This is a genomic window from Methylobacterium sp. A49B, assembly GCF_053346215.1.
Window position 1 is genome coordinate 20,989 of the sequence record NZ_JBKFBO010000084.1, and the last position, 19,315, is coordinate 40,303.

At 72.5% G+C, this 19,315-nt stretch carries 19 protein-coding genes; 13 read left to right on the top strand and 6 right to left on the bottom strand.

Annotated elements, in window-relative coordinates:
• Nucleotides 1–367: 367 nt before the first annotated feature.
• On the bottom strand, nucleotides 368–1,351 hold the full coding sequence (gene hisG / locus ACLBX9_RS11135) for an ATP phosphoribosyltransferase (RefSeq protein WP_447718974.1): 984 nt from the start codon (nucleotides 1,349–1,351) through the stop codon (nucleotides 368–370).
• Entirely contained in the window at nucleotides 1,348–2,502 is a 1,155-nt protein-coding gene (locus tag ACLBX9_RS11140) for an ATP phosphoribosyltransferase regulatory subunit (protein WP_010685228.1), read from the bottom strand. Before ACLBX9_RS11140 ends, hisG begins: the two co-directional genes overlap by 4 nt.
• A 451-nt stretch (nucleotides 2,503–2,953) precedes the next feature.
• Between ACLBX9_RS11140 and ACLBX9_RS11145 the strand changes: the two genes are divergently transcribed.
• A complete protein-coding gene (locus tag ACLBX9_RS11145) occupies nucleotides 2,954–4,357 on the top strand; it encodes a histidine-type phosphatase (RefSeq protein ID WP_447718975.1) in 1,404 nt (467 codons plus the stop codon).
• Between the two features lie 219 nt (nucleotides 4,358–4,576).
• Here the strand turns inward: ACLBX9_RS11145 and hisS are convergent, their stop codons facing one another.
• Complete coding sequence (hisS, locus tag ACLBX9_RS11150) at nucleotides 4,577–6,124, bottom strand: histidine--tRNA ligase (protein WP_010685225.1); 1,548 nt, start codon at nucleotides 6,122–6,124, stop codon at nucleotides 4,577–4,579.
• Nucleotides 6,125–6,464: 340 nt separating this feature from the next.
• Nucleotides 6,465–6,968: a DUF3429 domain-containing protein gene (locus ACLBX9_RS11155; protein ID WP_447719033.1), complete on the bottom strand. Its 504-nt coding sequence runs from the start codon at nucleotides 6,966–6,968 to the stop codon at nucleotides 6,465–6,467.
• A gap of 438 nt (nucleotides 6,969–7,406) precedes the next feature.
• Between ACLBX9_RS11155 and rho the strand changes: the two genes are divergently transcribed.
• From rho to ACLBX9_RS11215, 12 genes are all read left to right on the top strand, one after another.
• The gene (gene rho / locus ACLBX9_RS11160) at nucleotides 7,407–8,768 is read left to right on the top strand and encodes a transcription termination factor Rho (RefSeq protein ID WP_010685223.1); all 1,362 of its coding nucleotides are present in this window, start codon (nucleotides 7,407–7,409) and stop codon (nucleotides 8,766–8,768) included.
• A gap of 287 nt (nucleotides 8,769–9,055) precedes the next feature.
• Entirely contained in the window at nucleotides 9,056–9,667 is a 612-nt protein-coding gene (locus ACLBX9_RS11165) for a Maf family protein (protein WP_010685222.1), read from the top strand.
• Between the two features lie 12 nt (nucleotides 9,668–9,679).
• On the top strand, nucleotides 9,680–10,696 hold the full coding sequence (locus tag ACLBX9_RS11170; protein WP_447718976.1) for a cation diffusion facilitator family transporter: 1,017 nt from the start codon (nucleotides 9,680–9,682) through the stop codon (nucleotides 10,694–10,696).
• Nucleotides 10,693–11,541, top strand: coding sequence for a shikimate dehydrogenase (locus tag ACLBX9_RS11175; RefSeq protein ID WP_010685220.1), 849 nt, complete (start codon nucleotides 10,693–10,695; stop codon nucleotides 11,539–11,541). The genes ACLBX9_RS11170 and ACLBX9_RS11175 overlap by 4 nt, the downstream gene beginning before the upstream one ends.
• Entirely contained in the window at nucleotides 11,538–12,176 is a 639-nt protein-coding gene (coaE, locus tag ACLBX9_RS11180; protein WP_039893867.1) for a dephospho-CoA kinase, read from the top strand. The genes ACLBX9_RS11175 and coaE overlap by 4 nt, the downstream gene beginning before the upstream one ends.
• Nucleotides 12,177–12,215: 39 nt before the next feature.
• On the top strand, nucleotides 12,216–13,022 hold the full coding sequence (locus ACLBX9_RS11185; protein ID WP_447718977.1) for a glucose 1-dehydrogenase: 807 nt from the start codon (nucleotides 12,216–12,218) through the stop codon (nucleotides 13,020–13,022).
• A gap of 47 nt (nucleotides 13,023–13,069) precedes the next feature.
• Nucleotides 13,070–13,270: a hypothetical protein gene (locus ACLBX9_RS11190; protein WP_010685217.1), complete on the top strand. Its 201-nt coding sequence runs from the start codon at nucleotides 13,070–13,072 to the stop codon at nucleotides 13,268–13,270.
• A 73-nt stretch (nucleotides 13,271–13,343) separates the two neighbouring features.
• Nucleotides 13,344–14,066 carry a DNA polymerase III subunit epsilon gene (gene dnaQ, locus ACLBX9_RS11195; RefSeq protein ID WP_447718978.1) on the top strand — a complete coding sequence of 241 codons (723 nt, stop codon included), beginning with the start codon at nucleotides 13,344–13,346 and terminating at the stop codon, nucleotides 14,064–14,066.
• 208 nt (nucleotides 14,067–14,274) lie between these two features.
• On the top strand, nucleotides 14,275–15,498 hold the full coding sequence (locus tag ACLBX9_RS11200) for an extracellular catalytic domain type 1 short-chain-length polyhydroxyalkanoate depolymerase (RefSeq protein WP_447718979.1): 1,224 nt from the start codon (nucleotides 14,275–14,277) through the stop codon (nucleotides 15,496–15,498).
• Between the two features lie 140 nt (nucleotides 15,499–15,638).
• Nucleotides 15,639–16,517 carry a TIGR01459 family HAD-type hydrolase gene (locus ACLBX9_RS11205; RefSeq protein ID WP_039893864.1) on the top strand — a complete coding sequence of 293 codons (879 nt, stop codon included), beginning with the start codon at nucleotides 15,639–15,641 and terminating at the stop codon, nucleotides 16,515–16,517.
• Nucleotides 16,518–16,562: 45 nt separating this feature from the next.
• Nucleotides 16,563–17,387 (top strand): 2-keto-4-pentenoate hydratase, encoded by an 825-nt coding sequence (locus ACLBX9_RS11210; protein WP_447718980.1) that lies wholly within the window; start codon nucleotides 16,563–16,565, stop codon nucleotides 17,385–17,387.
• Nucleotides 17,388–17,475: 88 nt separating this feature from the next.
• Nucleotides 17,476–17,712 (top strand): hypothetical protein, encoded by a 237-nt coding sequence (locus tag ACLBX9_RS11215; protein WP_010685212.1) that lies wholly within the window; start codon nucleotides 17,476–17,478, stop codon nucleotides 17,710–17,712.
• A gap of 13 nt (nucleotides 17,713–17,725) precedes the next feature.
• On the opposite strand, the gene ACLBX9_RS11220 is transcribed toward ACLBX9_RS11215, so the two are convergent.
• Both ACLBX9_RS11220 and ACLBX9_RS11225 read right to left on the bottom strand, forming a co-directional pair.
• A complete protein-coding gene (locus ACLBX9_RS11220; protein ID WP_447718981.1) occupies nucleotides 17,726–18,433 on the bottom strand; it encodes a response regulator in 708 nt (235 codons plus the stop codon).
• Nucleotides 18,430–18,954, bottom strand: a complete 525-nt coding sequence (locus ACLBX9_RS11225) for a MarR family winged helix-turn-helix transcriptional regulator (protein ID WP_447718982.1) — start codon at nucleotides 18,952–18,954, stop codon at nucleotides 18,430–18,432. The genes ACLBX9_RS11220 and ACLBX9_RS11225 overlap by 4 nt, the downstream gene beginning before the upstream one ends.
• Nucleotides 18,955–19,315 lie beyond the last annotated feature (361 nt).

Consider the following 19,315-nt stretch of genomic DNA (forward strand, 5'->3'; position numbering starts at 1 on the left):
CCGAAAACGCGAAAGGAGGCCGAGGCCTCCTGATGCTGTGGGGCGGGGCCTGCCGGAACCCCGCATGGCGCTCCCGTCATCCGCAAGGACGACGGTGCTGCGGCAGGCAGATTGTCACCGTGTCACCCACGCGCGAGATATACGCTCCGGCTGGTGAGTCTTCCCGCTGTCCGGCACCGGATCGGCCGATGAACCGGGCGCTTATACCGTTTCCGGTTGAACGCGTCGGTCGGTGCAGCCCACTCCGGCTTTGCGAGCGCAGCGAAGCAACCCAGGGCTGCGGTACCTCAGGGAACGTGGTGCCGGCTGGATTGCTTCGCTCCGCTCGCAAAGACGGCGGAACCGATCTGATCCACCGAAAACGGTATCACAACCGCGCCAGCAGCCGCTCCGCCAGCGGATTCTCGGCCGCGAAGGCATAATCCACCCGCCGCACCGTCACGGCCCGCGCCCCGGCCTCGACCAGGGCGCCGGCGAGGTCGAACACCGCGGCCTCCCTGCAGCGCAGCACGATCTCGCCCTCGGCCCCGCGTGGTGCGCCGTAGGGCAGTTCGGCCTCATGCAGGCCCGCCAGGGTGGCGAGGTCGATCGTGCAGCTCTCCGGCAGGGCGGCGCGCACCTCCCGGGTGGTGCGGGCGCGCTCCTCGGCGGCGATGCGGCCGAGCACGGTGCGGAGCGCGATCCGCTGGCCCTCGCCCCAGGGCGCCTTGAGCGAGGCGACGAGGTTCGCCTCCGAGCGCAGGATGATGCCGTCGTCCAGCACCTTCAGGGCGTTGGCCGAGAGCGTCGCCCCCGTGGTGGTGATGTCGACCACGATCTCGGCCGAGCCCGCGGCCGGCGCCCCCTCGGTGGCGCCCAGGCTCTCGACGATCCGGTAATCGGCCACGCCCTTCTCGGCGAAGAACCGGCGCGTCAGGTTCACGTACTTGGTGGCGACCCGCAGGCGCCGGCCGTGGCGGGTCCGCATCCCGGCCGCCACCTCGTCGAGGTCGGACATGTCGCGCACGTCGATCCAGGCCTGCGGCACGGCCACCACCACGGTGGCGTTGCCGAAGCCGAGCGGCGTCAGCAACTCCACTTGGCCGCGCACGTCCGGCAGGGTCTCGCGGATCAGGTCCTCGCCGGTGACGCCGAGATGGGCAGCGCCCGAGGCGAGCTGCGCGGCGATCTCGGAGGCCGAGAGGTAGCGCACCTCGACGTCGGGCACGCCGAGCAGCTTGCCCCGGTAGTCGCGGGCGCCCGCGCCTTGGGCGAGCTTCAGCCCGGCCCGGCCGAAGAACGCGCTGGCATTCTCCTGCAGGCGGCCCTTGGACGGGACGGCGAGGATCAGGGCGCCCTCGGAAGAACTCATCGGCCGGCTCCCGCCACGCGCGCGATCCAGAAGGTGCAGCCCACCGCGGGCAGCGGAACCGGGCTGCCGAGATGGCCGAGCAGGCCGTCGTAGCGGCCGCCGCCGACCAGGGTCGGACCCTCGCCCGAGGCATCCCGCTCGGTCACCTCGAAGATGAAGCCGGTGTAGTAGTCGAGGTTGCGGGCGAAGCCGCCCTGGAAGCGGAACCGCTCGATCGGCAGGCCGCGGGCCGCGATGAAGCCGATGCGCTCCTCGAACAGGTCGAGGGCGGCCGCCAGGGCGTCGTGGCGGATGTTCGCGTCGGCGACCAGCGCCCGCAGGTCGCGGGCGGCGGCGTCCGGATGGCCGCCGATCGCCCGGTAGCGGTCGAGGAGCGCGCGGTTCTCGGCGTTGAGCCCGGCCCCGCCATGGGCCTGCGCGGAGGCCTTGGCGAGGAAGCGCTCGGCGATCTCGCCGGCGCTGCGGCCGCCCACCGCCGAGATCCCGGCGATTGCCAGCACGTCCTCCACGAAGGCGCGCACGCCCCGTGGGTCCTGGCCCTGGATCGCCGCCAGCAGGCCCGCATGGGGATCCTCGGGACGCGAGCCCTCGGCGCCGTTGGTCACGGCGTCGAGCGAGCGCCCGGCCGCCAGCGCCCGGAGCGTCCGCCGCTTGGCCGCGGGCGGGACCGCGAGCCCGTCGAGGAGCGCCACGGTCAGGCCCATGTCGCCGAGCCGCACCGCCGGGTCCGTCCGGCCGAACAGCGCGAGCCCCTCCAGGGCGAGGCCCAGCACCTCAGCGTCGGCCGCCGGCGTATCGGTCCGCCCGATCGACTCGATCCCGGCCTGGAAGAACTCGTCGGGCTCATCGGCGGCCAGCCGGAAGACCGGGCCGCAATAGCTGTAATCGGCCGCCTGCCCGTCGGCCTCCGCCCGGTGCAGGCGGCAGACGGGAATGGTGAATTCGGGCCGCAGGCACAGTTCGGCCCCGCCCGTGTCCTGGGTGACGAAGATCCGACGGCGGATATCCTCGCCCGACAGCTCGAGGAACGGCTCCAGCGGCTGCAGCACCGGCGGCGTGACCGGCCGGTAGCCCGCCGCCGCCAGATGTGCGGAGAGACGCGCGCGCGCCGAATCCCCCGCCCCCGTCTCGCCCGGCTCCGGTCGTGTCATCGCAATCCACCTCGCGGGGCGATCCACCTCGCGGGCGCTCTGTAGCAACCGCGACCCGGCTTGGCGACAGGGCTCGGCGACAGGGCTCAGGGGAATGCGGCCGGCGGCTTGTCCCGGATAATATTCGCGCCGCTGCCTCGCCCCGCGCGCGGGGAGAAAGCGATGTGCTCATCGACCGCGCCGTGGTGTGGGATGGCGGGGGGAGCCGCCGGCCAGCTTCGATCGGGCCCGTCGCTGAAGATCAGGATCCCGATTTGAAATCCAACGCTGCAGGATCCGTCCGTTAAGGGCGCCATGATCTGAAGTTGTGTAATTAATATACCTCGAGAATGAATATCGAGCGATACTTCATGTCGAAAAAAGGAGCGAAAATACGAACGGTTGCACCCGCCCTCCCGCTTGATCCATGATTCCGCGGCTCACGCATCCGGCGAAGACAGGGGCAAAGACCGTGATATCTCGGCGGGTTCTTGGAGCCTTCGGCCGGCTGCGCCATGCCGGGCTCGGCGCCGGGCTGACCCTCCTCCTCGGCGCACCGGCCTCCACCGGGGCCGAGCTCAAGCTGGACCGGGTGGTGCTGATCACGCGCCACGGGGTGCCCGCGCCGACCGCCTCGCCGGCCGCGCTGGACAAGGTGACAGGTCGGCCCTGGCCGGCCTTCCCGGCGGAGCCGGGCGAGCTCACACGGCACGGCGCCGAGGCGCTGTCCCGGATGGGGGCCTATCTGCGGACCGTCTATGCCCGGGCAGAGCTGCTCCCGGAGACCGGCTGCCCGGCGGTGAGCGCCGTCCAGGTCTGGGCGGACGGATCGGCGAGCCGCACCCTGCGCAGCGGCCAGATCCTGGCCGACGCTCTCGCGCCGGATTGCGGCCTCGTGGCGCGTCACGGACCGGCGGGCGCACTCGACCCGGTCTTCGACAGCGGGCGGGTCTGCCCCCTCGATCCGGCCGAGGCCCTGGCGGCGATCCAGCGCCGGACGGCGGGCGGGACCGCCGTGACCGACAAGCCTGCCGACAAGGCCGTCGCGGTGCTGAAAGGGATCCTCGGACCGGAGGCCTGCGCGGCGGTCCCGGCCGCCTGCCTCGATGGCCCGAGCACCCTGGTCGCCGACCCCGCCAAGCCGAGGATCGCCGGCCCGCTGGCGCTCGCCGCCCCGGTGTCGGAGAACCTGCTCCTAGCCTACGCCGAAGGCCTGCCGGCCGATCAAGTGGCCTGGGGCCAGGGCTCCCTCGGAACCCTGGCGGTCCTCGCCGCCGCCCATCGCCGCGCGGCCGACCTCCTGTACCGGACGCCCGAGCTCGCCGTCTTCCGCGCGGCGACGCTGCTGCGGATGCTCGCGGACCTGCTGGCGGGCGAGGCGCCCCGGGGCCTCGGCGTCCCGCCGATCGGGCCGCGCGCGCGCCTCCTCGTCCTGGCCGGCCACGACACCACCCTATCGAACTTGGCCGGCGCCCTCGGCCTGGGCTGGCAGCTCCCGGGACAGCCGGACCCCACGGCCCCCGGAGCCACCCTCGCCTTCGAGGTCTGGCGCACCCCGGAGACGGGCGCACGGACGGTCAGGATCCGCATCTACGCCCAGACCCTCGACCAGCTGCGCTCTGCCCGGGTCCTCGGCCCCCCTCGATCCGCCGGTCTCGCTGCCCTTGGCGATCGGGATCTGCCAGGCGCGGGACGGGGCCTGCGGTCTGGAGACCTTCGCGGCCAATGTCCGCGCCGCGCTCCCGCCCGCCTGCGTCCGGTAACGCCTGCCCTCAGAGCGGGCGGAGGCTGCCGAGCCGCGCCCCCCGGGGCCGCCGCGCCGGCTTCCGCCGGGTCAGGGCCGCGAGCGCGGGGGCGCCCGCGACGCCGGCGCTGAGGATCGGGGCGCTCCCGGTGCCGGGCGTGGCGGCCGCGACGGCACTCGGCAGCCGGCCGGGGAGCGGACGGGCCGCGGAGGCCGGTGCCGCGCCGGCGAGGACCAGCCCGGCCGGCAGAAACAGGATCTTGAACAGGAACTCGGCACGCATCCCCGGGTCTCCCGGCCGACGGCGTCGCGGCCCAGACCCGGAACCAACGCCGCTGCAGCCGCGGCGTTTCAATCCGCGGCGGATGAGAAGTGCCGGGCCAGCACGGCGCGGACCTGCGCCACCAGATCGGCCTCGGGGCAGGAGAACTGGGCCGGTCGCGCCGCCTTCCACTCGGCGTTGCTGGCGATGGACTCGGCCGCCCGGGCGCCCTCGATCAGGTCCTTGATCTGGACCTCGCCGGCCAGCCGCTCGTTCGAGCCCTGGATCACCGCCACGGGGGCGCGGCGGCGGTCGGCATACTTCATCTGCGCCTTCATGCCCGCAGACCCGAGGTAGAGCTCGGCCCGGATGCCGTCCGCCCGCAGCAGCGCGACGAGGCGCTGGTAATCGGCCATGTTCTCCCGGTCGAGGACCAGCACCACCACGGGCCCCGGCGCCTCGGCGCCGGCGAGCAGCGGGCTGTTCACCAGCTGGAGCGCCGAGAACAGCCGCGAGACGCCGATCGAGAAGCCGGTGGCCGGCACCGGCTCGGCCCGGAACCGCCCGACGAGCCCGTCGTAGCGCCCGCCGCCCGCCACCGAGCCGAAGCGCACGGTCTGGCCGTCCTCGTTGGTGACGGGGAACGTCAGCTCGGCCTCGTAGACCGGGCCGGTGTAGTATTCGAGCCCGCGCACCACGCTCGGATCGGCCCGGATCACGTCGTGGCCGTACCCGGCGGCGGCGCAGAGGCGCATGATCGCGTGCAGCTCGGCGATGCCGGCCCGCCCGGTCTCGGAATCGCCCACCGCGTCGTGCCAGCCGGCGAAGAACCTTTCCCAGAACGCCACCTTGTCGGCCCCGTCCGCGGCGTCCGCCTGGAACGACACGTAGGCGAGGATCCGGCCGATCGCCGTCGCGTCGAGCCCGGCGCCCTTGGTGAAGTCGCCGCTCTCGTCCTTGCGGCCGGCGCCGAGGAGGTCGCGTACCCCGTCGACGCCCAGCCGGTCGAGCTTATCGATGGCCCGCAGGACCGTCAGGCGCTGGCCGGCCTTGTCGGGGCCGGCGAGTCCGATCGCCTCCATGACGCCGTCGAGCACCTTCCGGTTGTTGACCTTGACCACGTACTGGCCGCCGAGCCCGAGGCGGTTCAGGGTGTCGGCCATCAGCATGCAGGTCTCGGCATCCGCCGCGACGCTGCCGGCGCCGACGATGTCGGCGTCGAACTGCATGAACTGGCGGAAGCGGCCCGGCCCCGGCTTCTCGTTGCGGAAGACGTAGCCGGCCCGGTAGCTCCGATACGGCTTCGGCAGCGCGTCGAAATTCTCGGCCACGAACCGGGCCAGCGGCGCCGTGAGGTCGTAGCGGAGCGACAGCCACGCCTCGTCGTCGTCCTGGAACGAGAACACGCCGGCGTTCGGCCGGTCGAGGTCGGGCAGGAACTTGCCCAGAGCCTCGGTGTACTCGACGAAGGGCGTCTCCAGGGCCTCGAAGCCGTAGAGCTCGAAGCTCCGCCGAATCGTCTCCAGCATCCGGCCCTGCGCGGCGATCTCGCCGGCGCGCCGATCGACGAAGCCGCGCGGCAGGCGGGGCTTCAGGGTCTCGGCCTTCTCGGCCTTCGGAGTTTCAGCTTTGGACATGGGTGCATTCGCTTCTCGCGGACCCGAGTCCTGGGTCCCACATCGAATCGTCGATCGTCTCCGGCGCACGGAGATCCTGCGGCCGGGCTCTAGAGCATGCCGGGCGAAAGGGGAATTCGGTTCGGCGGCGCTCTTTGCAGGCACTCTCGGCACCCGACCAGCCGGCGCAAGACGGCGCCGCCATCCTTGCGAGCGGAGCGAGGCAATCCAGGCGGCGCGACGCTGACCGGGGTCACCCTGCCCGGGGTCACGTCGCTGCGCTCGTGATGACGGGCGGGGCGCATCAACCGAAGCGTTGAAGCGGGGACAGGACGTGGGTGGTTCGCCCCGGAACAAGAACTCAGTACGGCGCGGTCAGCTTGAGCCACATCAGGGCCGCGAGGCTCACCACGGCGATCGGCATCTGCAGGGGACGCAGGCGGGCATGGGCGAGGGGCACCTCGCCGGCGCGCGCCGCGATCGGGTCGAGGATCCCGATGAGGGCGTAGCCGAGGATCAGCATGGCGAGCGCCGGGACCGCCTTGCCCAACACGGCGGCGAACAGGCTGGCGAGCCCGAGGGCGTACAGGACCAGCATCGTGACGATCTGCGAGATCTGCGGGCCGCCCTCGGTCCGGAAGCTGACGCCCCGGTGCACGCCCGCCAGGAACAGCAGGATGGACGCGGCGTAGAGAAGGGTGAACAGGGCCACCAGGTAATCGAGGGGCTGCCCGTTCATCCACCACGCCGCCGCGGCGCCGACGGCGATCGGCACCATGGGACCGAAGCCGAAGACGATGTCGAGCCAGGGGATCCGGCGCGGCTCGTGCGCGGTGAGGGTGCGTCCGGTGGCGTCGTCGCGCATGGCGTTCAGGTGGTTCTCGGGTGGATCTCTGTTGCGCTGCGGCGCCGGCACGATGAACGGCCCCGCGCGGGCACGGTTCCGAATCGGCGCCCGCACCGCGCCGGCGCATCGGCGCGGCCGGTCCCGAGTCAGCCGATCCTGAGGGATCAATCTTGCCGGGCGCTTGTGACCCCGCGTGCCCCCCGGCCTACCCCCTCGGCCTGCCCCCTCGGCCTACCCCCTTGAGTGCGGTGAGGAAACGCGTTATTTCTCCCTTGCCCTCATCACAAGGTCTGCGCCGCAGCGCGCCCGTGAGCCGCGAGGGTCCTGCCAAAACGGTTTTGCCAACCTGATCTCCGGGCCCCTCGCCGCAGCGCGGCCCGCCCTTCGGCGCCCGTCCCCCGGGTGCCTGGCATAGAACCGGCCCTCCCACCTTCTCCGTCGGTTGCAAGACACCCCATGACGCCAAACCCCGACGCCCTCGCCGACCTCGAAACCGCGGAGCCGGCCGACGCGACCGCCGAGCGGCCCGCCATGCCCGCCGCCCTCGAAGGCGTCCGCGAGGTCAAGCTCCAGGACCTCAAGTCCAAGACGCCCACCGACCTCACGGCCTTCGCCGAGGAGGTCGAGGTCGAGAACGCCTCGACCATGCGCAAGCAGGAGCTGATGTTCGCGATCCTGAAGCAGCTCGCTGCCAAGGAGGTCGAGATCATCGGCTCGGGCACCGTCGAGGTGCTGCAGGACGGCTTCGGCTTCCTGCGCTCCTCCGACTCGAACTATCTGCCGGGTCCCGACGACATCTACATCTCGCCGACCCAGATCCGCCGCTTCGGCCTGCGTACCGGCGACACCGTCGAGGGCCCGATCCGCGGCCCCAAGGACGGCGAGCGCTACTTCGCCCTTCTGAAGGTCAACACGATCAACTTTGAGAACCCGGAGAAGATCAAGCACAAGGTCCACTTCGACAACCTGACGCCGCTCTTCCCGACGAAGCGGTTCAAGCTCGAGCTGGACAACCCGACCAAGAAGGATTTCTCGCCGCGGATCATCGACATCGTGGCACCGATCGGAAAGGGCCAGCGCGCCCTGATCGTGGCGCCGCCGCGCACGGGTAAGACCGTGCTGATGCAGAACATCGCGCAGTCGATCACCCTGAACCACCCGGAGTGCTACCTGATCGTGCTGCTCATCGACGAGCGGCCCGAGGAGGTCACCGACATGCAGCGCTCGGTGAAGGGCGAGGTCATCGCCTCCACCTTCGACGAGCCGGCCACCCGCCACGTGCAGGTCGCCGAGATGGTGATCGAGAAGGCCAAGCGCCTCGTGGAGCACGGGCGCGACGTGGTGATCCTGCTCGACTCGATCACGCGGCTGGGTCGCGCCTACAACACCGTGGTGCCGTCCTCCGGCAAGGTGCTCACCGGCGGCGTCGACGCCAACGCCCTGCAGCGGCCCAAGCGCTTCTTCGGCGCGGCCCGCAACATCGAGGAGGGCGGCTCGCTCTCGATCATCGCCACGGCGCTGATCGACACCGGCTCGCGCATGGACGAGGTGATCTTCGAGGAGTTCAAGGGCACTGGCAATTCCGAGATCATCCTGGACCGCAAGGTCTCCGACAAGCGCATCTTCCCGGCGATCGACATCACCCGCTCGGGCACCCGCAAGGAGGAGCTGCTGGTCCCGCCGGACTCGCTCAAGAAGACCTATGTGCTGCGCCGCATCCTCAACCCGATGGGCGTGACCGACGCGATCGAGTTCCTGCTCGACAAGCTGCGCCAGACCAAGAGCAACAGCGACTTCTTCGACTCGATGAACACCTGAGGCGGTACCGCGCGTCCCCCTCCCCCCTCGGTGGGGGAGGGAGGGAAGCGGAATGGGATTCATCCACTCCCTGTCCCGCCGCGGCACGGAACGGCCAGACGACGCGATTCGCCCGTTGACCTTCCCCTAACCGGCCCCTGCCTAAGGTCATCCCCGGGCGCCAGGTTGCGTATCGGCCCCGCGACAGCCCCGCCGGCCGGCCCATCCCGGCGGCGGGGCTCGTCGCAGCCCCGTCATCGGCGCGGTCGCCGACTTGCACCCGTCCGCGGATCCGTGACACTGGCGCGATGCCCCGCACGCCCTGGACCGGTCCGGACCCGCTCCTCCTCGCCTCCACGAGCCCGACCCGGCGCCTCCTGCTGGAGAGCGCCGCCCTGCCGGTCGAGACCGCCGCGCCCGAGGTGGACGAGCGCGCCCTGGAGGCGGAGAGCGCCGGCCTCTCCCCGCCGGACCTCGCCCTGACGCTGGCCCGCGCCAAGGCCCGGTCGGTGGCGGCGCGGTTCCCGGGACGGTTGGTCATCGGCGCCGATCAGGTGCTCGACCGCGACGGCGCGGTGTTCCACAAGCCCGCCGACGCCGCCTCGGCCCGGGCGCAGCTCGCCCGGCTCGCCGGCCGGACCCACGCCCTGCATGCCGCCGTGGCGCTCGCCGGTGCGGTGGAGGATGCCTTCGTGGAGACCGCCCGGCTGACCCTGCGCCCCCTCGATGACCGGGCCATCGCGGCCTATGTGGACTGCGCCGGCGAAGACCGCGTGCGGTCGAGCGTCGGCGGCTACCAGCTCGAAGGGCCGGGAATCCACCTGTTCGAGTCGGTCGCGGGCGATCACAGCACCGTGCTGGGCCTGCCGCTGCTGCCGCTCCTCGCACGGCTGCGCGCCGCCGGCTACCTGGCCTTCTGAGGGAGCACCGACTTGGCCGGACACGATCATGCGCACGGCGGCCATGCCCATGGTGAACACGTCCATGGCGAACACGCCCATGGCGGCCATTCGCACGGCAGCCACGCCCATGGCGGCCTCGGCGGCCACGCCCACGCGCCGAAGAATTTCGGGCCGGCCTTCGCGATCGGGATCACCCTCAACACGGTCTTCGTGGTGGTCGAGGCGATCTACGGCTACCTCAGCAACTCGATGTCCCTTGTGGCCGATGCCGGCCACAACCTGTCGGACGTGCTCGGCCTCGCGGCGGCCTGGATCGCCGCCATCCTGGTCCGCCGCCGCGCGACCGCGCGCTTCACCTACGGCTACCGGGGCTCCTCGATCCTGGCCGCCCTGTTCAACGCCGTGTTCCTGCTGATCGCCATGGGGGCGGTGATGTGGGAGGCGCTGGTCCGGCTGGTCCACCCGGAGCCCGTGGCGGGCACGACCGTGATGGTGGTGGCCGGCATCGGCATCCTGGTGAACGGCGTCACCGCGTGGCTCTTCGCCAGCGGCGCCAAGGGCGACATCAACATCCGCGGCGCCTTCCTGCACATGGCGGCCGACGCCGCCATCTCGGCCGGGGTCGTTGTGGCGGGCCTCGTGATCCAGCTCACCGGCCTCGTCTGGCTCGACCCGGCGGTCAGCCTCGGGGTCGCGGGTCTCGTGGTCTGGGCGACCTGGGGTCTCCTGCGCGACAGCGTGGCCATGTCCCTCGACGCGGTGCCGCCGGAGATCTCCCCCGCGGCGGTGACCGGCTTCCTGCGCGAACGCCCCGGCGTCGCCGACCTCCACGACCTGCACATCTGGCCCATGAGCACCACCAGCGTCGCCCTGACGGTCCATCTCGTGATGGAAGACGGCCATCAGGCCCATCGCGCGCCCGGCAACGGTTTCCTCAACGAGACCGCCGAGGGCCTGCGCGCCCGCTTCGGCATCGGCCACGCGACCCTGCAGATCGAGGAGGCGGGCGGCCCGGCCTGCCGGCTCGCGCGGGATTGCGCGGCATGAGCGGTCCGCATCCCCGCGCCTTCGTGGTCGGCCACCCGATCGCCCACTCGCGCTCGCCGCTGATCCACGGCCACTGGCTCGCCGCCCACGGGATCCCGGGTTCCTACGAGCGCCTGGACGTGGCGCCCGCGGCCTTTCCGGACTTCGTCCGCGGCCTGGCCGCGTCCGGCTACCGGGGCGGCAACGTCACCCTCCCCCACAAGGAGGCGGCCTTCGCGCTGGCGGACGGGCTGACGCCGCGGGCGGAAAAGATCGGCGCGGTCAACACCCTGGTGGTCGGGCCGGACGGACGGATCCGGGGCGACAACACCGACGCGCCGGGCTTCTGCGCGCATCTCGACCAGAGCCTCGGTGCCGACTGGCCGGCGCGGGCGGGCGGCACCGCGGTCGTGCTCGGGGCCGGCGGGGCGGCGCGCGCCATCGTGGTCGGCCTCGCCGAGCGCGGGGCGGCGCGCATCCTCGTCGCCAACCGTACCCCGGCACGGGCCCAGGCGGTCGCGGCCCTCGCGCCGGGCATCGCCGATGCCATCGCCTGGGACGACCTCCCGGCCGCCCTGAGCGAGGCCGGTCTCCTCGTCAACACCACGTCGCTCGGCATGAAGGGGCAGCCGCCCCTGGCGCTCGACCTCGCCCCCATGCCCGCCGGGGCCGCGGTGGCCGACATCGTCTACGCGCCCCTGGAGACGGATCTCCTCGCCGCCGCCCGGCGCCGGGGCCTCGCGGCGGTGGACGGGCTCGGCATGCTGCTGCACCAGGCGGTGCCGGGCTTCGAGGCCTGGTTCGGCCTGCGCCCCGCCGTCACGCCGGACCTGCGGGACCGGATCGTGGCGGATCTCGGCGGATGAGACCCAGGGCCGGATCCGGACCCCTCGTCCTCGGGCTGACAGGCTCGATCGGGATGGGCAAGTCGGCCACCGCGGCGATGTTTTCGAGGCTCGGCGTCCCGGTCCACGACGCGGACGCCGCCGTCCACGCCCTCTACGGGCCCGGCGGCGCGGCGGGGGCGGCCATCGCGGAAACCTTCCCGGGCGTGCTCGACGCGGACGGCGGCGTCGACCGGACGCGCCTGCGCGCCGCGGTGCTCGGCGCCCCCGAGCGGATGGCGGCCCTCGAGGGAATCGTCCACCCGCTGGTCCGGGCGGCCAGCACGGATTTCCTCGCGCGCCACGCGGGGGCGGCCCTCGTCGTCCTCGACATCCCGCTCCTGTACGAGACCGGCGGCGAGGCGCGCTGCGACGCGGTCGCGGTGGTGAGCGCCCCGGCCGAGATCCAGCGCGCCCGGGTGCTCGCCCGCCCCGGCATGACCGAGGCGGCCTTCGCGGCGATCCTGGCCAAGCAGATGCCCGATGCCGAGAAGCGCGCCCGGGCGGATTTCGTGATCGACACGAGCCGGGGGTTCCCCGCCGCCGAGGCCGAGGTGGCGCGGATCGTGGCTCAACTGACGGAGGGCCGTGCGCCGCGACCCGATGGGGAGGCCTGAGGGGCCGACCGCGTGCTCGGCCCGGGACAGGGGGTTTCGATGGCGGAACGGCTGCTGGGCAAAGTGACGCTCGTGACCGGCGCAGGTCGCGGGATCGGTGAGGCTGTGGCCTGGGCCTTCGCCGTCGAGGGCGCGTTCGTGTGGGTCACCGATCGCGACGGCACGGCGGGCCGAGCGGTTGCCGAAGCGATTGGTCGCGATCAAGCCCACTTCGCGCAGCTCGATGTCCGCAACGAGGCGGCCTGGGAGGCCGTGATGGCCGACCTCCTCGCCCGGCATGGCCGCCTGGACGGGCTCGTCAACAATGCCGGCATCACGGGATTCGAGGACGGGCCTGCCGCGCACGATCCGGAGAACGCGACGCTCGCCGATTGGCGGGCCGTGCACGCGATCAATCTCGACGGCGTCTTCCTCGGCTGCAAACACGCGATCCGGGCGATGCGGCACAGGGGCTCGGGCGCCATCGTCAACATCTCGTCGCGCTCCGGCCTCGTCGGCATTCCCATGGCCGCAGCCTACGCCTCCTCCAAGGCGGCGGTCCGGAACCACACCAAGTCGGTGGCACTCTACTGTGCCGCGCAGGGCCTGAATGTGCGCTGCAATTCGATCCATCCGGCCGCGGTACTGACGCCGATGTGGGAGCCGATGCTGGGAGACGGACCCGGACGCGCGGACCGGATGGCAGCCCTCGTCGCCGACACGCCGCTGCGGCGCTTCGGGACCCCGGAAGAGGTCGCGGCGGTTTGTGTCCTGCTCGCCTCGGACGAGGCCGCCTACATGACCGGTTCGGAGATCAGCATCGACGGCGGATTGCTCGCCGGCACCGCGGCAAGTCCCGGAGACTGAGCAGATGCCGTTCGAGCCACGGAGCGTTTCCGAGAGGGCAGCATCCCATGTCTCACGCCGGACTGTTCGCCTGTGTTGCCCGCATCCTGGCCGTGATGGCCCTGCTCGGAGCCGCGCCGGCGCAGGCGCAGTACGCCACCAGCTGCCCGCCGCCCAGGAAGCTCGCGGCCGGCGCCTGCGTGGCGGCCTGCCCGGCCGGCTACGAGGACCAGGGCCGCGTCTGCGTGTATCGCAACACCTCCCGGTGAGGCGCGCACGGGCGCTTAACCGCGCCGGTCTATGCGGATAGCTTCCGCCCCTCATCTGGGAACCGCGAGACCCATGCTGCGCGAGATCGTCCTCGACACCGAGACCACCGGCACGGAGGCCAGGGGCGGCGACCGGCTGATCGAGATCGGCGCGGTGGAACTCCTCAACCACATCCCCACGGGGCGGACCTTCCACCGCTACTGCAACCCGCAGCGCGCGGTCTCGGAGGGCGCCTTCAAGGTTCACGGCCTCTCCGACGCCTTCCTCTCCGACAAGCCGGCCTTCGCGGAGATCGTGGGCGAGCTGCTGGCCTTCCTGGCCGACGGGCGCCTCGTCATCCACAACGCCCCCTTCGATGTGGGCTTCCTCAACATGGAATACGCGCGGCTCGGCGCCGACGCCCCGCCGCCGATCCAGCTGGAGGACGTGGTCGACACCCTGCCGATGGCCCGGCGCAAGCATCCCGGAGCAGCCAACAACCTCGACGCCCTCTGCGCCCGCTACGGCATCGACAACACGAAGCGCACCAAGCACGGGGCGCTCCTCGACGCGCAGATCCTCGCCGAGGTCTACGTGGAGCTGCTCGGCGGCAAGCAGACCAGCCTCGGCCTCACGGAGGCGGCGATCGCCGCCCCGGTCCCCGGATCCGTCCTCGATGCGGCGGCTCCCGCGGCGCCCCGGCCCTACCGGAGCCGCCTGACCGAGGCGGAGCGGGCCCGGCACGACGGCTTCCGGGCGAGCCTCGGTCCCGCCGCGATCTGGGCCGACTATATCGGCGCGGAGGATCCCGCCTGACCTGATGCGCCCCGGTCGTGCCGGCCGGTCCGCCGGCCTGCCCCGTGCCGGGCGGCTGTTGCCGCAGCGCACATCGGCGTTTATTGCAATGCACAATAAGCCGTCGGCCCACCATCTCGACCTGGGGGGTTGAGGGCGATTCGTGCGGCGGCACAGGCGTTCCGGTCCCGACCGCGACAGGATTGCTGAGGCAACGAGGCGTGCACGCATGACCGAGGATATCGGTGGCCGCGACGGGGACCACGGTGCGGATCGCGGCGCCAAGGCAGGCGCATCGCCGTTCGCCGACATGATCGAGGCCACCCGGCTCACCGGCCTCGGCCGGCTGGAGGAGGCGACCGCCCTGATCCAGCGCAGCCTCGGGGGCCAGAGGCCTCCGTCCGCGCCGCCCGAGGGTCCGGTGCGTCGCGAGGAGACCCGCCCCGCGGCGGAGCCGGGGACGCGGGTGCGCGAGGTGGTCGGCCAGGTCGTGGGCGACGTCGTGCGCGGCCTCGCGCCGGTGCTGAAGGGCCTCGGCAACCCGCTGCGCCAGCCCGCCTCGCCCCCCGAGCGGAAGCGTCCGGCGGGGGGCAGCTTCGTGACCCTGAGCCACACTGAGACCGCCGGCACCCGCGAGTACAAGCTGTTCATCCCGAGCCATCCGGACAGGCGCGCGCCGCTGGTCGTGATGCTGCATGGCTGCACGCAGAATCCGGACGATTTCGCCGCCGGCACCGGCATGAACGCGCTGGCCGAGCGGGCGGGCGTGTACGTCGCCTACCCGGCCCAGAGCCGTCAGGCCCACGCCCAGCGCTGCTGGAACTGGTACGATCCCCGCGATCAGGTCCGCGGATCGGGCGAGCCGGCGATCGTCGCGGGTCTCACCCGAGCCCTCCTGGCGGAGCACCCGATCGACCCGGCCCGGGTCTACATCGCCGGCTTGTCGGCCGGGGGCGCGGCCGCTCTCAACATCGCCCGCGCCTATCCGGATCTCTACGCGGCGGTCGGCGTCCATTCGGGCCTCGCCGCCGGCTGCGCCCGCGACCTCGGCTCGGCGCTGATGGCCATGCAGGTCGGCGCCCCGGGCCTCGGCAGCCCGACGCCCTTCGGGGCGCCCCCCGCGGCGACGCGCGTGCCCACCATCATCTTCCACGGCGAGGATGACGGCACGGTGAGCGTGCGCAACGCCGATCAGGTTCTGGCGCAGGCCAATGTCGCGGGCCTGACCGCCCGGTCCGAGACCATCGAGGGCCGCGGCCATCCCTTCACTCGCACCCGCTACCGGGACCCGGCGGGCCGCGTGGTCGTCGAGGATTGGCGCGTGCGCGGCGCCGGCCACGCCTGGTCGGGCGGCCGCCCCGAGGGCAGCTACACCGACCGCGAGGGCCCCGACGCCTCCCGCGCCATGCTCGACTTCTTCGCCGAGCACCGGCTGGGCCCGCAACGCCGGTAACGGGTTTCCATAGGGGCGCGCCCTTTGGCGGGTCGCCAGGGCGGAGCCCTGGCCTTGAGGAGCTCGCCCGCTTGCAGGGCGCCGCCCTGCACCCGCAAAAGGTCCCGGACCTTTTGAAACCAGGACGTCCACGGACCATCATGACCGCCATCCCGACCCTGAACGGCCTCGCCGCGATCGCCGACCGATACGACCTGATCCTCTGCGACGTGTGGGGCGTGCTGCACGACGGCCAGAAGGCGCACGGGCCCGCCGGCGAGGCGCTGATCCGCTTCCGCGGCCTTGCCGGAGACCGGCCGCGCCGGGTCGTCCTCGTCTCGAACGCCCCGCGGCCCGGCGACGGGGTGGGGCGCATCCTCGACCGGTTCGGGGTGCCGCGGGAGGCCTACGACGCGATCCTCACCTCGGGCGACCTCACCCGCGACCTGATCGCCCAGCGCCCGGGCGCGCGGATCCGCCATATCGGGCCGGAGCGCGACCTCGGCATCTTCCAGGATCTCGACCTCAGCCTCGTCCCGGAGGCGCAGGCCGACCTCGTGGTCTGCACGGGGCTGTTCGACGACCGCAGCGAGACCGCGGAGGATTACCGCGACGAGCTCGGGCGCCTCGCCGCCCGCGGGCTGACGATGATCTGCGCCAATCCCGACCTCGTGGTCGAGAGCGGCAACCGGCTGATCCCCTGCGCGGGCCTGCTGGCGGCGGCCTACGCGGAGATCGGCGGCACGGCCGTCTATGCCGGCAAGCCGCATCGTCCGGTCTACGAGGCGGCGCTCGCCAGGGGGGCGGACCTGATCGGCGCCCCGGTGGATCCGGCCCGGGTCCTGGCGATCGGCGACGCGATCCGCACCGACATCGCCGGTGCCCGGGGCTTCGGCATCGCGAGCCTCCTGGTGGCACGGGGCATCCACGCGGAGGAACTCGGCGTCACGGCCGAGCACCACCGGCTCGGCGACGTGGCGGAGTGGCTCGGCCGGCAGGCGGTGCATCCGGACGCGGTGATCGAGCGGCTGGTCTGGTAGGGCCGCGCCGGTCTACGGCGGCGGGCCGGCGTGCTACGTCAGGCCATGACCGAGCCTGTATCCGCCGCCGCCCATGCCCGGACCGTCCTGGCCGCGCACGAGCATCGCCGCCGGATCCCGCCCCTGACCGGCTGGGATCCCGGCCTCGATCTGCCGGCCGCCTATCGGGTGGCCGCGGAAGTCCGGCGGCTGCGTGAGACGCGCGGCGAGCGGCCGGTCGGCCGCAAGATCGGGTTCACCAACACGACGATCTGGGCGCGGTACGGCGTCGATGCCCCGATCTGGGGCCACATCTACGACACGACCCTGCGCGACCGGGACGCGCTGGCGGAGCCGGTGGCGCTCGCCGCCTTCGTGGAACCGCGGATCGAGCCCGAGATCGTGTTCGGCCTCGCCCACGCGCCGGAGCCGGGCATGGACGCCGCGGCCCTGATCGCGTGCCTCGACTGGGCGGCCTGCGGCTTCGAGATCGTGCAGTCGCTCTATCCCGGATGGCGCTTCGCCGCCCCCGACACCGTGGCGGCCTTCGGGCTGCACGGGCTGCTGGTGGTCGGCGAGCGGGTCCCGATCGCCCCGGCGGATCGGCCGGCCTGGATCGGGGCGCTCGAAGCCTTCACCGTCGACCTCCTGCGGGACGGCGCCGTGGCGGAGCGTGGCGGTGGCCGGAACGTGCTCGGGACAGGCCCTCTCACGGCCCTCGGCCACCTCGTCGATGTGCTGGCTAACGATCTGGCGTCGCCGCCGCTGGCGGCCGGCGAGGTCGTCACCACCGGCACCCTGACCGACGCCCTGCCGGTGGAATCCGGGCAGGTGTGGAGCGCGCGGCTGGCGGGCCTGCCGCTGCCGGGCCTGGATCTTGCCCTGATCTGATGTGGCGCTGCGGCCGGATCCCCCGTGTCGGATCGGCGCGAGAAATCAGGTGTTGGTGATGGTTAGCCGACATGGCACATGCTGAGACATGCCCGGACGCCTGCGGAGACGCTACACGACTTTCCTCGTCTCCGTCACGACGGGGCGACCCGGCAAGGCGCAGGGTTCCACCGTCTACGCGGTGATGAAACCCGGAGCCGAGGAGGCACTGGAGGCGATCCGGGCCCTCGCCGGTCGGGAGGCCGCCGTGGCCGTCGTGGGCAGCCTGTCCACCCGGATCGCCAAGGCCCTCAAGCTGAAGCCCGACGAGCCGCGCGTCGTGTGATCCGGACGCCGCTTCAGTCCACCGCGAGCCGGTAGCCCACGCCCCGCACGGTCTGCAGGAAGACCGGGTTGGCGGGATCGACCTCGGTCTTGCGGCGCAGGCGGTTGATCTGGACGTCGACGGTGCGCTCCGCCGCCGCGCCACCGCTGCCCGCGAGCTGCTCGCGCTCGACATTGGCGCCGCCCGCCATCGCCAGGATCGTCAGGATCTCGCGCTCGCGCTCTGTGATGCGGATCAGCTCGTGGTCGCGGCGCAATTCGCCCCGGTCGATCCGGAACGCGAACGGCCCGAAGGTCACGGCCTCGGCGCTCACCTCGCGGGGGCGGCCGTTGCGCTTGATGATGTTGTTGAGCCGGAGCGTCAGCTCCCGCGGCTCGAAGGGTTTCGGCAGGTAATCGTCCGCGCCGATCTCCAGCCCCATCACCCGGTCGTTGGTGTTGGAGCGGGCGGTGAGCATCAGGATCGGCACCCGCGAGGTCTCGCGCACGCTGCGGGCGTAGTCGAAGCCGTTTTCGCCCGGCATCATCACGTCGAGCACCATGGCGTCGAACACCACGCTCTGGGCCCGCGCCCGGGCCTCCGCGGCGCTCGCCGCCGCGGTGACGCGAAAACCCTGGTCGGTGAGGTAGCGGGCGAGCAGCTCGCGCAGGCGGCGGTCGTCGTCGACCACCAAAACGTGCGGGGCCTCGTCGGGCAGTTCGGCCCGGACCGGGATCGTCACGCGCCGCTCCCGCGCCGCGCCATCAGGCGCTGGACCGCCGGGCGATCCTCCGGCTCGATCATGGCCATCAGGAATTCCTCCGGCGAGCCCCGCGCATCCGGGGCGGCCAGCGCCCGGGAGAGGCGGCGGGCCTGGACGCGGGTGAGGTCGGCCGCCAGGCCGGCGCCGGCAACCGTGCAGTACAGCAGGCGCTGGCGCCGGTCGCTGGAGCCGGGCTTCTGCGCCACGTAGCCCTGGCCGATCAGGTCCTTGAGGACCCGGTTCAGGCTCTGCTTGGTGATGCGCAGGATGTCGAGGAGTTCCGCGATGGTCAGGCCCGGGTAGCGGTCGACGAAGTGCAGCACCCGGTGGTGCGCCCGGCCGAAGCCGTAGGCGGCCAGGATCCGGTCCGGATCGCCCACGAAGTCGCGGTAGGCGAAGAACAGGAGCTCGATCAGGTCGTCGCTGCCGAGGGCGGCCTGCGCGGCGACCGGGACGGGCTTTGCCGCGAAGGACTCCTCGTGCGGGGCTGTCCGTCTCACGGCGCGGCCGCTCCCAACAGGTGATAGGTCAGGTTCCGTGACGTTTCTCAAGCACGGCCGGGCCCGTCAACCCTGGCGCCCGCCCGGCCGGGGCGGAACGCCTGCCATCCCGGGGTGGCGACCTCCGAGTCCGCCCGGATTGAAGTTCCGCCCGGATGGGGAATGGGCCTGCAGGATCCCGGCTTGGCACCGGGCCTCCGCCTGACGGCGCGCCAGACCCATGTCCCGCCCTTGTCCGGCCCACGTCCCGCGGCGCATCCCGGGATGGGGCGGAAGGATGGGGCAGCCGGTCCTGACGCGGCTTCCGCCCGGGCGCAACCCGAGCGGGCACGGCACGACAGGCCACCGGCCGCGGGGGCGG